We start from the raw sequence: 14,329 nt of genomic DNA, 5'->3' as shown, positions 1-14,329 counted from the left end.
GCAACGGCGGCGTCCCGCGCCGCCAGGATGGTTAGCGGCGGCTAGGCGCCTGGCTTGAACCACACCGTGCGGTTGACGTAGTCCGTATAGCTCAGCACGACGCGCAGAATCTGCTGCGACACCGGCCCGGTTTCGTAGTCGGCCACGCTTTGCTTGGCGGGCCGGGTCGGGTCGTGCTGGGCCAGCACCACCGCCACGGCGTCCAGTACCCGCTCCTTGCCCAGGCCGGACATGACGAGCGTGCCGGCGTCCATGCCTTCCGGCCGTTCGTGGGCGGCGCGCAGGGTGACGGCGGGAAGGTTCAGCAGGGCGGCTTCCTCGGTGATGGTGCCGCTGTCGGAAATGACGCAGCGCGCCGCCTGTTGCAGCTTGATGTAGTCGCAGAAGCCGAAGGGCTTGAGGAAGTGGATCAGGGGATGCATGCGGCCGGTGCTGCCCAGCGCGTCCAGCCGCTTGCGGGTGCGGGGGTGGGTGGAGACCACCACCGCCAAATTGTAGGTTTCCGCCAGGGCGTTGAGGGTTGCCAGCAGGTCTTGCAGGTTCTGCGGCGAATCGACGTTTTCCTCCCGGTGGGCGCTGACGATGAAGAAGCGGTCCGGCTCCAGTTCCAGCCGTTGCAGCACGTCGGAGCGCTCGATTTTCGGCCGGTAGTGCTCCAGCACTTCCTGCATGTGGGAGCCGGTCTTGACGATGGTTTCCGGGCGGATGCCTTCGGCGATCAGGTAGCGGCGCGAATGCTCGGTCAGCACCAGGTTGATGTCGCTGAGGTGGTCCAGCACCTTGCGGTTCAGCTCTTCCGGCACGCGCTGGTCGAAGCAGCGGTTGCCGGCTTCCATGTGGAAGATGGGGATCTTGCGCCGCTTGGCGGCGATCACCGCCAGGCAGGAGTTGGTGTCGCCGTAAAGCAGCAGGGCGTCGGGGTTTTCCCGCTCCAGCACCGCGTCGGCTTTGATGATGACCTGGCCGATGGTTTGCGCGGCGTTGTCCCCGGCGGCGTCGAGGAAGTAGTCCGGCTTGCGGATGTCCAGGTCGTCGAAAAATACCTGGTTGAGTTCGTAATCGTAATTTTGCCCGGTGTGCACCAGGACGTGGCGGGTGTGGCGGTCGAACTCGGCGATGACGCGGCTCATTTTGATGAGTTCCGGCCGGGTGCCGACGATGGTCATGACTTTAAGCACGCAGCTGCTCCTGGATGTAGTCGAGCTTGAGCAGCAGCGCCTTCACCTGTTCCACGTCCAGCCGCTCGGTGTTGTGGGAGGTGTAGTCGTCCACCTGGGAGATTTTTTCCTCGCCGTTGACGAAGTACTTGTTGTAGTTGAGGTCGCGGTTGTCGGCGGGAATGCGGTAGTAGCCGCCCATGTCTTGCGCCCGCGCCATTTCCTCGCGGGACAGCAGGGATTCGTACAGCTTCTCGCCGTGGCGGGTGCCGATGGTGCGGATGTCGCTGGCGCTGTCGAACAATTCCTTGAGCGCCTGGGCCAGGTCGCCGATGGTGGAGGCGGGCGCTTTCTGCACGAAAATATCGCCCTGGCGGCCGTGGCTGAGGGCGTACATCACCAGGTCCACCGAGTCTTCCAGGGACATGAGGAAGCGCGTCATGTGGGGATCGGTGACGGTGAGCGGCGCGCCTTGCCGCATCTGTTCGACGAACAGCGGAATCACCGAACCGCGCGAGGCCATCACGTTGCCGTAGCGGGTGGCGCACAGCACCGTGTCGCCCTCGCCCTGCATACGCGCCTTGGCGACCATCAGCTTTTCCATCAGCGCCTTGGACATGCCCATGGCGTTGATGGGATACACCGCCTTGTCGGTACTGAGCACCACCACCCGCTGGACGCCGTTGGCGATGGCGGCGTTCATGACGTTTTCCGCGCCGATGACGTTGGTGCGCACCGCTTCCATGGGGTAGAACTCGCAGGACGGCACTTGCTTGAGCGCCGCCGCGTGGAACACGTAATCCACCCCCTTCAGCGCCTGGTGGATGCTGTCGTAGTCGCGCACGTCGCCGATGTAGAACTTGAGCTTGTCGTTGTTCAGCGCCAGCCGCAGCTTTTCCTGCTTGTTTTCGTCGCGGCTGAAAATGCGGATTTCCCGCACCTGGGTGCGCAGGAAGCGCTTGAGCACCGTGCTGCCGAAAGAGCCGGCGCCGCCGGTGATCATCAATACCTTGCCGTCGAATATCATGGCGCGTCTCCTTCCCAGCGCTGGGCGTGCATGGCGGCCACCAGCTCGGGCCAGTCGGGGGCGACGTAGCCGGTGGCTTGTTGGAATCGTGAGCCGTCGAGGGAGCGGTCGATGACCACGGAATCGTCCGGCACGATATCGATGGTTTTGCCGTAAGTCTCCGCCACCAGGCGCAACAGGTCGTATTTGGCGATGGGCCGGGCCGCCACGTGGTAGACGCCGCGCAACGCCGGACGGGGGATGACCGTGTCCCGCACCACTCGCGCTAGCGCCACGGTGGGCAAGCCGGAAAAAATCGCGCGGGTGTAGCCTTTGCAGCGGCCTTGCTGGGACAGGAACCAGCCGATCAGGCCGTGGTTGCCGCGCAGTTCGTGGCCGATGATGGAAGTGCGCAGGGTGACGGCGTGGGGATAGTCCACTTCCCCCAGCAGCTTGGAGCGGCCGTACAGGTCGTCGGCGTCGGGGAAGTCGCTTTCCCGGTAGTTGCCTTGCCGCCCGGAAAACACGCAGTCGGTGCCGACGTGGATCAGCCGGGCTCCTTGCATCTGGCACAGCCGCGCCAGGCGGTGGGGGAACAGCGCGTTGACGGGAATGGCCGCCAGCGGATCGTCGGCCTCGGCCAGTTGCTTGACCAGGCCGATGCAGTTGACGACCACATCGGGCTGTGCGTCGGCGAAGGCCTTGGCGACGCTGTCCAGGTTGTCCGCGTTGACGCCGGTGAGGACGTTGGCGGCGATGTTGTCCGGGAAATAGCGGGCCGGATCGTAGCCGCGGACGGTGCCCCGCACCTGCCAATCCGTGTTTTCGCCCAAAACGCGCAGCATGGCGTGTCCCAGCATGCCGCTGGCGCCGATCACCAACACCTTCATCATGGAGCCTCTTGGAATTTTAGGGGCGCGGCGCCGCCCAATGTCGTCAAATTAGCGCTTATTAGTGGGTCCCCTCTCCCCGTGGGAGAGGGACAGGGTGAGGGGATTTATAGGTCGCGGCCTTTTATTCCCCTCACCCCAACCCTCTCCCTCAGGGAGAGGGGGCCGGAGTTGACGGCATTGAGGTTCGTCCGGCCGGCTCGGTGTCCCTGCAAGCCGCCGCCCGCGCGGCCCGGCCGATTGTCCCTGATGCCCGGAGGCAATTCAACACGGCGCGGTCAGCGGAAACTGTCGTCCTTGGCGGCTTCGCGCCAGCCGTGGGCGTAGCGGGCCTCTTCCCGCCAGTCGGCGTCCAAGGGCGTCTCGCCGCCGGAGGCGGTGGTCAATTGGCCGTCCTTCGGTTTGTAGACGCCGGCCACGGACACCGCTTCGTCCGGGGTGACGAAGCTGTAGCAGGTGTTGATGAGGGTGGGCGAGGGCGCCGGCCGGCCTTGCAGGCTCGCCACCACCGCCACGGCGCAGGCCTTGGCTTGGGAGCCGGCGGCGAAGGCGGATTTGGGCATGGGGCTGGCGCTGCACGCGTCGCCGATGACGTGGATGTCCGGCAGCAGGGTGGAGGCGAAGCTGTCGGGATGCACCGGACACCAGCCGCCGGCATCGGCCAGTCCCGCTTGGCGGGCGACGGCGCCGGCTTGTTGCGGGGGGATGACGTTGAGCACGTCGGCGCGGAAGGTTTCGAATTCGCAGTGCACTGTGCGGCTGGCGGCGTCGATGCGTTCGATCTGGCCCGTGCGGGTGTAGGGCAGCCATTCCAGCCGGCCCGGATAATGGCGGCGCCAGGCTTCCTGGAACAGCGCTTGTTTGGAAAAGGCCGACTTGGCGTCCAAGATCAGCAGCTTGGCGCGGGGCTTGTGGCGCTGGAGGTAATGGGCCACCAGCGAAGCCCGTTCGTAAGGGCCGGGCGGGCAACGGTAGGGATTGGCCGGCGCGGTGAGGACCACCAGGCCGTCCTCGGGCATGGCGCGCAGCTGGTCGCGCAGCAACAAGGTTTGCGGGCCGGCTTTCCAGGCGTGGGGAATGTTCTGGCTGGCCGCTTCGTCGTAGCCGGGGATGGCGTTCCAGCGGAAGTCGATGCCGGGGGAGACGACGAGCCGGTCGTAAGCCAGGCTGGCGCCGCTTTGCAGCCGAACCTGGCGCTTAGCCCCATCAACGGCGGCGACGGCGTCGCGCACCAGCTCCACGCCCCAGCGCCGGCTCAGCCCGTCGCGGCTGCGTTCCAGGCTGGACAGCTCCGCCAGGCCGGCCAGCACGTCGTTGGAACCGGGGCAGGACAGGTAAACCTCGCTGGGATCGACCAGATAAACGCGGATGTCCGGCGCCAGCAAGCGCACATACTTGGCCGCGGTGGCGCCGCCGTAGCCGCCGCCGATCACCACCACCCTGGCGCCGCGCGCCAAAGGAGCGCAACCGGCGGCGGCCCAGGCGCCCAGTACGCCCAAGCCGGCGAGAAAACGCCGCCGCGAGCGGTTCACGGCCGCGGCTCCTGCCCGGCGGCGGAGAAAAATTCCGCCATGGCGGCAAGCTCGGCATCGTCGTAGCCGCGGGCGATGCGGCTCATCACCGTGGCCGGGCGGCTGCCGGACCGAAAATCGCCCATGGCCGCCGTGAAGCGGGCCGGGTTCATGCCAGACAGTTTGGGGGCGGCGCCCGCACCGCGCCCGCCGGTGCCGTGGCAACCGGCGCAGGCCAGGGCCAAGGCTTGCGGGTCCAAGGCTGCGGACCGTTCCCCCTGTGCCGAAGCCGTGCCGGCCAGCAGAGCCGTGGCGAGTAAAAAAACGTTGCGCTGCATGGTGAGTCCTGAAGTTTGCCTGAGCTTAGCGGCAGCCGTTTTTCACGGCAAGGTGTTTGCGCCCGATTTGGCGGCCTGGACGGATAGGTTGGCAAAGGGTTTGTCGGTTTGTAAGCCTAGGCTGACAGACACGCGGGCGAATCGGCGGTAAATTTTTTGCAGCGTGGATGTGAGGTGTCGGTGTTGCGGCAAAAGGCAAGACTTGACTTCGATATTCCTCTTCGTCCGCAAGCGATCGCGGACTTGGTCGAGGCGTTTGGGGGCAGGAGCGTTACCTTGCGAGAGTTCCGTGGTCATAAACCGTCCCTGGTGTGCTAAATGGAAGATAGTCAAGATTTGCAAGGCTTCAAGCGCTTTCGACGGTCGTTATCACACCGGTGTGATAAAAAATTAGATCGTTTATTGGTGTCTACTTTACGTTAGGTATGACCAATTTAAATAAGTATGGAATACTGGGATTCAGGTCACCCATATCGGTGGCGTACTTGGCTACGTACCAAACTGCCTTGGTTTATCATCAATCTTGGTGTGGTAGAGAAAGCCGAAAACTGTGAGGCTGTTGGCGGCAAGCACTGGTGGTACAACATCGACGGCAAATCGAGCGGTTGTTACCATTGTTCAGTTGTGCACGAAGGTCGCCTATGGGAGAGCAGCGATCATGCCTAACATGGCGCTTAAAGGGACGTGCCGCCTCAGGGCGGTTTTAAAGTTTTGTAATTTATCAAACTTTGGGGTTTCGTTTAGCGTCCGTGAGCGGCACGCCCCTTAGCTCTACGTTAGACCGATGACCCTCGAAGTTGCCTCCTACATCGCTGGAATCATTGCCGCCGTCGCCGGTATCGGTTCGCTCCACTACGCACGAGAGCAACACAAAAAACAAAAGCCAAGCTCAGACATCCATATTGCAGTGCCAAAGGCACCCGTTTTGATCAGTCAAACTGCACAAGAGACAACGCCTGTTCCAGTGGTTGAGTTTGCCTCAGAAGGAATTCCAAGCGAGTTTCTTATCGCCTTTGAAACCACAAAAGGCATGTTCAACAAGCCGGCCCGAGATACCGCGCTCAAAGCACTTGTCCAGAAGGCACTCGCCGCAAACAGTACCGAGTTTGCAATTGCAGTCGCGTCCGAAATTTGGAACAAACCCACGAAAGACGACGTGCTGACAACCATAGTCCAGCATGCGCTACGCTCGAACGATTTCCAGCTCGCGTATCATGCATCGGAGCTCTTCTTCAACATGCCGAAGAAGGACCAAGCAAAGGAACTCATCATCAACTGCGTTGGGAATGCAAAGGCCTAACATGGCGCTCAACCTCGCTCCTTTCGGTCGCTGGACGCTGCGCGATAAAGCCGCGCAGCGCCGGTTAGCTCTACGTTAGACCTCACAAGTTTTTTTACCCCTAGGAGAAATCATGTCATCCAAATGCCTAAAGCTAGACCTACTCAAGACCTTTCTTGGCAATTTCGAGCACACGCTTGATAACAAGCCCAATGGGCAAAGCATGTATACATTCACCAATGGGTTGGTCTTGAACGTGTATGAAACCGGGTCTGTTGTTTTTCAGGGGAGCGAAACTGATGGAACGCTTGCCAAACAAATTAGGGCTTTCATTGATAGCGTTAACGCGCCGTTCTTGAAATAGAACGGTCAAGTACTTTGCCTGCATTGACGTGTCCTGAAATTTCCAATCAGCTACTCGGCGGAGGCGGGCGAGTAAGGTCTAACCCGGAGCTCAACCCCGTTCGCTTCGCTCTCTGGACGCTGCGCGATAAAGCCGCGCAGCGCCGGTTAGCTCTACGTTAGCAGGTGTGAGAGGCTCCTTGCCGAGGAATGCAAATGCAAATGCTGAATGCAGAAGAACTGAAAAAAATATACGCCACTTTAGATCGTGAAGATAAACCTGTTTTTCTTGATGGGTTGCTGGAGATACTCCAGCAACATGAAAGTGCAAAAGGACGCAAATACGATGCGGCGCAATCACCTCAGGAACGAATCGCTCTTTTGTCAGATGCCGCTGAACTACGTCAGCTTATCCACTCTATAAAAAGTCACCAGAAGACAATACGAAAAAATCCAGAAAATGATGCTCATGAGTTATGGCAATCTCTCGAAAAGTTTTTTGAAGATGCGTAACCCTGCTAACCCTACGCTCGAGTTCGCCCCCTTTGGGGGCCGGGACGCGCCTTCGGCGCGCCCCTCAGCTTCACGTTAGGGCAATGAAAACACTGCTTCGACTTTTCAAAGTGCTTGCTCTTGCCTCTTTTGTTGGAGTCATATTGCTAGTCGGCTGGGTCGCCATCAGCATGTTTCTCGACAGTCGTGCTGGCAAGGAATTTGCTGAAGTAAAAATGGGCGCATCGACGCAAGATGTAATTGCCCTGCTAGGGAAACCAGACGTAGTGCGTCCCTGCGGGGAAAACCTTTGGTGGGGTGGTGATGGTGACTATCGAGGCAAGAACGACGGCCGTTGCGTTACGGAAGTTCGTTATGAATATTTTCTTAGTGCTTGGGGCGTAGGTTACTCGGCTGATGGACATGTTGTTTCCAAATGCCACTACTTTTCCGAATAGCCCTAACCCGTCAGTCGAGAGGGACGCTTCGCGGCGTAGCCGCTCGCGCCCCTCACTTTTACGTTAGGCATCACATAGGGAGGATTTATGAATAAACGCGTCATCCGATCAGCAAGGCTCTGCGGACTCTTGTTCGCATGGTCAATCTGCTTTTTCCCACTAAATTCGCTCGCCGAGCAGCAATTGAACCTGGGACCATTGCCCGGGGTAGGGCAGGTCCCCGAATAGCTCATGCCGGGCACCGGTCAGGGCTTCGCCGGGCTTGCCACGTTTTACATGGGACAACCGGTGATCTTCTACGACAATGTCTGGGTTCAGAAGATGGGAGGCATCGGGTCCCCAGGGTTCCGTTTCCTGCGCGCTCATGAGTACGCGCACCACGCACGGGGGCACGGGCTGATGAAGCTCAACTCGCCGCCGCAGATGTGGCCCGTCCTCGGATACAACGAAGAACTCGACGCAGACTGCACAGCGGTGCGTTATCTGAAGCAGGTCGGCGACATGGCTGCGGTCCAGGCCGGATTCCAGATATACCAGTTGGTGCTGCCTCCGCAGGACGCGGGAGGGAGGCCGGGCGCTGTTACCCGTATCAACAACATGAACCTATGCTGAGGAAATGATGCCATTGTCTATGAGTAACATCGAAAAAATTGCCGTCTTTGGATTCGGCATCATCTTCCTGAGCGCCATTCTAGTGCTGGTCGTCCTGATTCCCATGCCGTCGATTACCCAGTTCTTTGCCTTTCGCCTCACCATGGCACTTTCCGCCGCCGGTATCGGCGCACTGCTGCCAGGATTCCTGAGGCTGGACGTCCCTCTGCCCATGCAAGGTGGTATCCGCGCCGGCGGCGCGCTGGCGCTGTTTGCGTCAGTTTGGTTTGCGAACCCGGCGACCCTGGGCATTGAAGTCCAACCTCCCAAGGAAGACGCGCGGCTCCTCATCGACCGGTTTCTTAATCTTACTGATGCCCGTGACCACAAGGCTGCCTACACACTGTACTCCAAGCGAAACAAGGAGAGGGTCAGCGAGGATGCCTACATGTCCATGAGCAAGCAGGTGAGAGACCCATTGGGGAGCATCGGACAGCGCCTACTCGTGTCAGCGGGAACACCGGATGAGGTCAACGGGGTGCGCGGGCCTTTTGTCTTTCATACCTACCAGGGCCGATTCAGCGACTCGAAAGACGTTTGGGCCGAAGTCGTGTCGACCATTCCCGAGAATGGTACTTGGCGAATAAACAGTTACAACATAGGCCGTTGCGACCCTCCCTTCTGCATTCCTGTTGCTTCGCTATTGCCATAAGGCCGCGTGTATGCTGCTCTTGGTAGCCGTTGATTTCAAATCAATCGAATCAGATTCGATTGATTTTCAGAAAATGCCTAACATGGCGCTCAACCGGAGCGCGGTCATAATGCGGTTTTATTTTTCAGCTTTCCGGACCGCGCCCGGTTAGTTTTACGTTGGGCCGCTAAACCTTCTCATTCTTCTCCACATGGCTACTGAAGAATATTTCTGCTCAGAATGTTTTAAAGCTCCTGAGTTGGTCGAGACAGTCCGAAAGCACGGATCGCTGGTTGCTAAATGTCGGATCTGTGGGGCGAAAAATACTATAGCGCTAGCGGCAGACCACACTGAGCTCAAGAGTATCTTTCGAGCCCTCATTCGTGTGCACTACTCTGAGTGGCAATACAACGGGCACTTGGGAGGCGATAGTCTTTCTACTGTCCTATTCGGTCAAAACGCTGTAATGGATCTTCAAGCCACAGCCTCTGCTGAGGAATTTGAGAATGCGTTTAGCTATATAGAAGATGGTTGGTATCCGATGGCCGATGAGGATATTTCGCTCGGCGGAGGCTATTGGGACGGAAGAATACACATTGGCATAAAGGCACAGCTATCGCCCAGCCTAACTACGCTGATTAACCGTAGCTTCAATGAGAACTACTTCTTACTTCAACACGATCTCACCAAGCTCTTCTTGCAGTCAAGACCGGACATTGACGCAAGTTTCGAGAAGGGTGCACGGCTCTATCGCGCGCGTATCGGCGTCAGCGAACGCTTGACGCCCACTAGCCCCGACTTTGACCCTTACTATCTCTACGTGGCCTACACGGGCGAAGCCATTGGTAGCCCACCAGTGCATGTCGCCTCCGAGGGCCGACTAAATCGCGCACGGGTATCTTTGCTCTATCTCGCTTCGAATCGTGAGACGGCGGTGGCCGAAGTGCGCCCACACCCTGGACACCTAGTATCGACAGCGGAGTTCGAAGCGACTCGATCACTCAAGATTGCGGACCTAACATCCAAAGATATCCGAAATTTTCTGAGCGATACGCGACTTGAGGAACTGCGCCTAATCTTCTCTTTCAACTCTTTGATGAACCTGCCCGTAACTCCCGACCAAAGGGAGTTCTACCTCATCACACAATTACTCTCCGATTGTGTCAGGGAGGTAGGGTTCGACGGGGTAATGTTCCAGAGTAGTCTTGGCCCCGGAAGTAACTATGCCTTCTTCAACACGACTGACTTTGCACTCGTGCCGAAGAGTGAAAGTGTTGTTGCCGTCAAAGCACTAGCTTATGAGTTCACTGAAGCTCCGACGGCCCCGAAGGACTACGACAAGGACGAATTCGACACTGATCGAGATGATCCATTCTCTACGCTGTTCAATCTATTGGAGCGCCATAAGTGAAAGCGCGCCAAATGCGGCCCAACCCATCATTCCACCGGACCTTGCGCATAAAGCCGCGCAATGCCGGTGAATTCAGACGTTAGGTGTCAGCGATGACCTCGATGCCAACCGGTGCAATTGTTATGTTTGCTGTCGCTTTCGCGGTTGCCGCCTTTATGCATTGGAGGTTCAAAAATGACTTCTTTGCGAGTACGCTCTCGATAATATCGAGCCCGTTTGTTTTTGTAATCGTCTCCATGTTCCGCGATGGAATTCCGGAAGCAATTTCTCCAAAAGGGCTTGTCGTATTGGCGGCAATGGCGTTACCGCCGGCCATAATTGTCGGGTTGGTTTTTCTCTTCTCTCGTCGAGTCAGAGCCAATGCTTCCTAACCCTGCGCTCAAGTTCGCTCCCTTCGGTCGCTGGGACGTGCCTGCGGCGCGCCCCTTAGCTACACGTTATGCGCGCAACCTCCAGGACGATGTTTAAAATTTTTCCCGCGATTATTGTAGTTTTTATTTTGGCTTTACTTCCAGTGCAAGCTGTCTTAGCCTGCAAATGTGTAAGAGGTGAAGCCGAGCAAAGCCGATATATCAAAGCCGACTATGTGGCACATGTAAAAATCTCTGTCGCAGAAATTAGGGATGCTAGTGAATTAGAAAATGCCGACTCTGACATCGTCGATATGGCTAATGGTGAGTATGTCCGCGTCTCTTTCGAAGAAAAAGAAGTATTTAAAGGAAAAAAGTTTTCCCCACATTTTCTAAAAGAATTGCCGTTCACCAATGGAAACTGTATGCTGGGCCTTCGACCTGGCTGGGAATATGTAATATTTCTTAACAAAGAATCAAACGGGCTCGTTTTTGCTTGCTCTGGCTCGTTTTCTTTCTACCACACCACTGATGCATCAACCAAAATACAGCAGTTAAGAGAATGGGCAAAGGGAAAAAGGTAAATTCGCATAACACGGCGCTTAAAGGGACGCTCCGCTTCGCTATGCGCCCCATAGCTAGGCGTTAGGTGCCAGATGAAACGCGCTCACCAGCTTGCTCATGTTCTGTTTCCTGCGCTGTTTGCGCTGGTGGCTCTTTTCATGTCGCTGCGCTGGAAGCCCTTCTCAGGTGAACTACTTATTCAGCATCTTTTCTGGGGGTTTCCGTTCTACGCAGCACCTCATTTCCTCTGGGCCGGGCTATCTGTCGCTCTGAAACCATCACTTGTGGTGTGGCACTCTGGCTTCTTGGCTTCATCGTGTTCACTTCTTCTGGTTGGCGCCTTGTCTATCTGGGGGCCACGTGACCCCTCCGGCCTCCCGTACCAATGGCTCATATATTGGCCTCTTTCAGGGCTTCTGCTCGCAGTCATTCTTGTCGGTTGGTTTTTGGCGGGGAGGCCACATGCAAGCACCTAACCCTTCGGTCAAGTTCGCTCCGCTGGAGCCGCGCTAAAGTACGAGGCTAGGTTGGATCCGGGAAATCCGGCTATCGATTTCCGACCAAGCCGGGTTTACGCTATCGCTCCAACTCAGCCTATGTGCTAGATAGGAAAGATAAACCCTGCGTTTCCTTAGAATAAATGGCGGCTTATTCGGCTCGGGATCGGGATCGGGACACGGCGAGAACGTACGGTTTTATAGTCAAAGCGGCCCGAAATATCAAACCGCGACTACGGCTGCCGCTATGGCGGATTCGGTTTACGGCGTACAAGAAAACCACCGCCAAGCAGTTACATGCCTATTCATCTCGGCTACCTTGTCGTGCGCAAAAGTGATATGCCAGATTATGTGTTGAACCAGCTTTATCATGCCACTATTTAACATGGCCAAATTTTCTCACCATGGACTATAAGCGAACTATCCAATCAAGCACCGGCAGGTCTATGGAAATCCAAGACTTCGGTGAGCATCACATGGCGTCGAGCCATATACGGGTTAGGCTGGAACAGCCATTCTCCGGCGTTTGCGACTTTCATTCGACCAACGGCTACGGGCTGTTTTTCGGCAACGGCGAGTTACTGTTGGTTGGCGATGCCTGTATGTTCGTTATTTTGGATTTTTCCAACGGCAACGCTAAACACTGTTACCCGCCGAAAGGGTGGTATTTCAAGCGTCCGGAGCTATCCGGGGGCGAGGTTTCGGCGGGGTTATATAACGCTAATGGCGATTCGGCGTCGTTCGGGCCTGTGTCGATCGAGGACCCGCGCTGGGAGGCCGGGCTTGGCCGCGCTCGAAACGGGCTGTTGCCTAGCGTTTACCTGCCGTACTACAAGGCTACGTTCAAATAGCGGCCGGCGGATCGAGCGCAAAAAGCGCGGGCTGTTGCGCAAACGCTTTGGTTCATCAGTCCGGACGTTCTCCTGCATATGGGGTGGCTTGCCGGCGCCGCCCAGGCTGTCCAAGCGCGGCCGGATGCCGTTGCGGGGCGACGCCGCGGCCGTTGTTGTCGGGAGTTCACAGTTCCGGGCATGCTTTTTGTTGGGGGCGGGCGGCTGTGGTATAAAAATAGGATTTGAGAGGCAGGAGGAGCGCTGTCATGGCAGAGCTGGCGGGAGGCGTGAGTGATCGGCGGTTTTTCCGCATCAGGGATAGGATCTATTTTTCCTACCGGCGCGCGGACGAGGCGACGCCGAGCGATGCGGAGCGGGGCAAGGCCGCCGATCCGTTGAAAAGCCTGCCGGGTAAACTCTCCGCCTTGGGCAACGAGTCGCGGCCGGTGTTCCGTAAGTTGATGAAGGAAAGTCCGGAAGTCGCCGCGGCCATCGCCATTCTGGACAAGAAAATCGGCTTATTGGCCGAGGCGCTCATTTCCAAATCCATGGACGGCTCCGGTCCGGCCATGAGCGACGTGTCCCTCAGCGCTTCCGGCGTCGGTTTCGCCGCGCCGGCGCCGCTGCCCCGCGACCTGCCGGTGGTGGTGACCATGTTGTTGCCGCCGTCGTTGTTCAAAATCGTGGCGGACGGCAAGGTGGTGGCGTGCCGCCTCAACGACGAGGTTCCCGAGGCCGGCAAGTTCTGGATCGGCGTGGATTTCACCCGCATCGACGAGCGCGACCAGGAGTTCCTCACCGGCTACGTGCTGAAGAAGCAGGCTGAGGAAATCAAGCATCAGCGGGAGCTGGAAGCCAACCGCTATATCTGACCCCTTCCTTTTCCCATGTCCGCAGGCAGCGCCGATACCTCTTTGTCCGATTCCCAATGGCGGCTGCTTCGCTGCCTAGCGGACGGCCGCTTCTGTTCCGGCGCGGAATTGGCGCGGCAACTGGGGTTGACCCGTGCCGCCGTGTGGAAGCAGGTGCATGGCTTGGAAAGCCTGGGCCTCGCCGTCTACAGCGTGGCGGGCCGGGGCTATCGGTTGGCCGGGCCGCTGGAACTGCTCGACGCGGGAGCCATTCTCGACGCGCTTTCACCGCAGGCGCGCCCCTTGGTGGCGGACTTGCGGGTCCATGCCGTGCTCGATTCCTCCAACGCCCAACTGTTGCGCTTGGACGCGCCGGCGCGGGACGGCGCCTTGGCGTGCCTGGCCGAAATGCAGACCGCCGGCCGCGGCCGCAGCGGCCGCCATTGGGTTTCGCCGTTCGGCGCCAGCATCTATCTGTCCCTGCTGTGGCGTTTTCCCGAAGGGCCGGCGGCCCTGGGCGGGTTGAGCCTGGCGGTGGGCGTCGCGACGGTGCGCGCCTTGCGGCGCTGCGGCGTGGAAGGCGTCGGCTTGAAGTGGCCCAACGATTTGCTGTGGCGCGGCCGTAAACTGGGCGGTGTGCTCATCGAAGTGGTCGGGGAAAGCCATGGGCCTTGCCGCGCCGTGGTGGGGCTGGGCATCAACGGCACCATGCCGGAACGGGCGGGGGCGGACATCGACCAGGACTGGGTGGACCTGGCCGAGGTGTGCGGCGGCGATCCGCCGTCGCGCAACCGTTTGGCGGCCTTGCTCGTCGAGGAATTGGTGGTTTTGCTGAGCGCTTACTCGTCCTCCGGGCTCAAGGCGTATTTGCCGGAGTGGCGGCAACTCAATTGCGTGTTGGACCGGCCGGTGGTGATGCATCTGGCCGACCGCTACGAAAGCGGCGTCGCCCGCGACGTGACGGAAGATGGCCTGCTGCTGCTGGAGTTGCCGGACGGCAGCCGCAAGGCCTACGCCTCGGGCGAGGTGCGGCTGCGTGTCGCCGACGCCCGGCCTATCCCTTGACCC

At 58.7% G+C, this 14,329-nt stretch carries 17 protein-coding genes; 10 read left to right on the top strand and 7 right to left on the bottom strand.

What is annotated here, in order from left to right:
- Nucleotides 1–41: 41 nt before the first annotated feature.
- From wecB to K5607_RS11145, 6 genes are all read right to left on the bottom strand, one after another.
- A complete protein-coding gene (wecB, locus tag K5607_RS11170; RefSeq protein WP_246598841.1) occupies nt 42–1,178 on the bottom strand; it encodes a non-hydrolyzing UDP-N-acetylglucosamine 2-epimerase in 1,137 nt (378 codons plus the stop codon).
- Nucleotides 1,171–2,184, bottom strand: a complete 1,014-nt coding sequence (locus K5607_RS11165; RefSeq protein WP_281427700.1) for a polysaccharide biosynthesis protein — start codon at nt 2,182–2,184, stop codon at nt 1,171–1,173. The genes wecB and K5607_RS11165 overlap by 8 nt, the downstream gene beginning before the upstream one ends.
- Nucleotides 2,181–3,056 (bottom strand): dTDP-4-dehydrorhamnose reductase family protein, encoded by an 876-nt coding sequence (locus tag K5607_RS11160; RefSeq protein WP_217994999.1) that lies wholly within the window; start codon nt 3,054–3,056, stop codon nt 2,181–2,183. Before K5607_RS11160 ends, K5607_RS11165 begins: the two co-directional genes overlap by 4 nt.
- Before the next feature lie 275 nt (nt 3,057–3,331).
- Nucleotides 3,332–4,585, bottom strand: coding sequence for an NAD(P)/FAD-dependent oxidoreductase (locus K5607_RS11155; protein WP_246598840.1), 1,254 nt, complete (start codon nt 4,583–4,585; stop codon nt 3,332–3,334).
- Entirely contained in the window at nt 4,582–4,902 is a 321-nt protein-coding gene (locus K5607_RS11150; RefSeq protein ID WP_221047043.1) for a c-type cytochrome, read from the bottom strand. Before K5607_RS11150 ends, K5607_RS11155 begins: the two co-directional genes overlap by 4 nt.
- Before the next feature lie 42 nt (nt 4,903–4,944).
- Nucleotides 4,945–5,199, bottom strand: coding sequence for a hypothetical protein (locus K5607_RS11145; RefSeq protein WP_217994956.1), 255 nt, complete (start codon nt 5,197–5,199; stop codon nt 4,945–4,947).
- Nucleotides 5,200–5,686: 487 nt separating this feature from the next.
- On the opposite strand from K5607_RS11145, the gene K5607_RS11140 reads away from it, so the two are divergent.
- The 6 genes from K5607_RS11140 to K5607_RS11115 all read left to right on the top strand — a co-directional run bounded on the left by K5607_RS11140 (nt 5,687) and on the right by K5607_RS11115 (nt 10,166).
- Nucleotides 5,687–6,202, top strand: coding sequence for a hypothetical protein (locus K5607_RS11140; protein WP_054773535.1), 516 nt, complete (start codon nt 5,687–5,689; stop codon nt 6,200–6,202).
- Between the two features lie 537 nt (nt 6,203–6,739).
- Complete coding sequence (locus K5607_RS11135) at nt 6,740–7,036, top strand: hypothetical protein (RefSeq protein ID WP_156302420.1); 297 nt, start codon at nt 6,740–6,742, stop codon at nt 7,034–7,036.
- Nucleotides 7,037–7,119: 83 nt separating this feature from the next.
- On the top strand, nt 7,120–7,473 hold the full coding sequence (locus K5607_RS11130; protein ID WP_221047042.1) for a hypothetical protein: 354 nt from the start codon (nt 7,120–7,122) through the stop codon (nt 7,471–7,473).
- A gap of 231 nt (nt 7,474–7,704) precedes the next feature.
- Entirely contained in the window at nt 7,705–8,085 is a 381-nt protein-coding gene (locus K5607_RS11125; RefSeq protein WP_054773537.1) for a hypothetical protein, read from the top strand.
- 19 nt (nt 8,086–8,104) lie between these two features.
- Entirely contained in the window at nt 8,105–8,776 is a 672-nt protein-coding gene (locus K5607_RS11120) for a DUF4019 domain-containing protein (RefSeq protein ID WP_221047041.1), read from the top strand.
- Between the two features lie 445 nt (nt 8,777–9,221).
- Nucleotides 9,222–10,166 (top strand): RES family NAD+ phosphorylase, encoded by a 945-nt coding sequence (locus tag K5607_RS11115; protein WP_221047040.1) that lies wholly within the window; start codon nt 9,222–9,224, stop codon nt 10,164–10,166.
- Nucleotides 10,167–10,245: 79 nt separating this feature from the next.
- Here K5607_RS11115 and K5607_RS11110 read toward each other — a convergent pair whose 3' ends face one another.
- On the bottom strand, nt 10,246–10,527 hold the full coding sequence (locus tag K5607_RS11110; protein WP_221047039.1) for a hypothetical protein: 282 nt from the start codon (nt 10,525–10,527) through the stop codon (nt 10,246–10,248).
- A 78-nt stretch (nt 10,528–10,605) separates the two neighbouring features.
- Between K5607_RS11110 and K5607_RS11105 the strand changes: the two genes are divergently transcribed.
- From K5607_RS11105 to birA, 4 genes are all read left to right on the top strand, one after another.
- Complete coding sequence (locus K5607_RS11105; protein WP_156302424.1) at nt 10,606–11,100, top strand: hypothetical protein; 495 nt, start codon at nt 10,606–10,608, stop codon at nt 11,098–11,100.
- Nucleotides 11,101–12,023: 923 nt separating this feature from the next.
- On the top strand, nt 12,024–12,428 hold the full coding sequence (locus K5607_RS11100; protein ID WP_054773542.1) for a hypothetical protein: 405 nt from the start codon (nt 12,024–12,026) through the stop codon (nt 12,426–12,428).
- Nucleotides 12,429–12,676: 248 nt separating this feature from the next.
- Entirely contained in the window at nt 12,677–13,282 is a 606-nt protein-coding gene (locus K5607_RS11095; RefSeq protein WP_054773543.1) for a PilZ domain-containing protein, read from the top strand.
- Between the two features lie 15 nt (nt 13,283–13,297).
- Complete coding sequence (gene birA / locus K5607_RS11090; protein WP_246598839.1) at nt 13,298–14,326, top strand: bifunctional biotin--[acetyl-CoA-carboxylase] ligase/biotin operon repressor BirA; 1,029 nt, start codon at nt 13,298–13,300, stop codon at nt 14,324–14,326.
- The last annotated feature ends 3 nt before the right edge of the window (nt 14,327–14,329 follow it).

Origin of the sequence: Methylogaea oryzae (assembly GCF_019669985.1) — a bacterium.
Taxonomy (GTDB): domain Bacteria; phylum Pseudomonadota; class Gammaproteobacteria; order Methylococcales; family Methylococcaceae; genus Methylogaea; species Methylogaea oryzae.
This window is presented reverse-complemented; position numbering and strand designations above follow the sequence as displayed.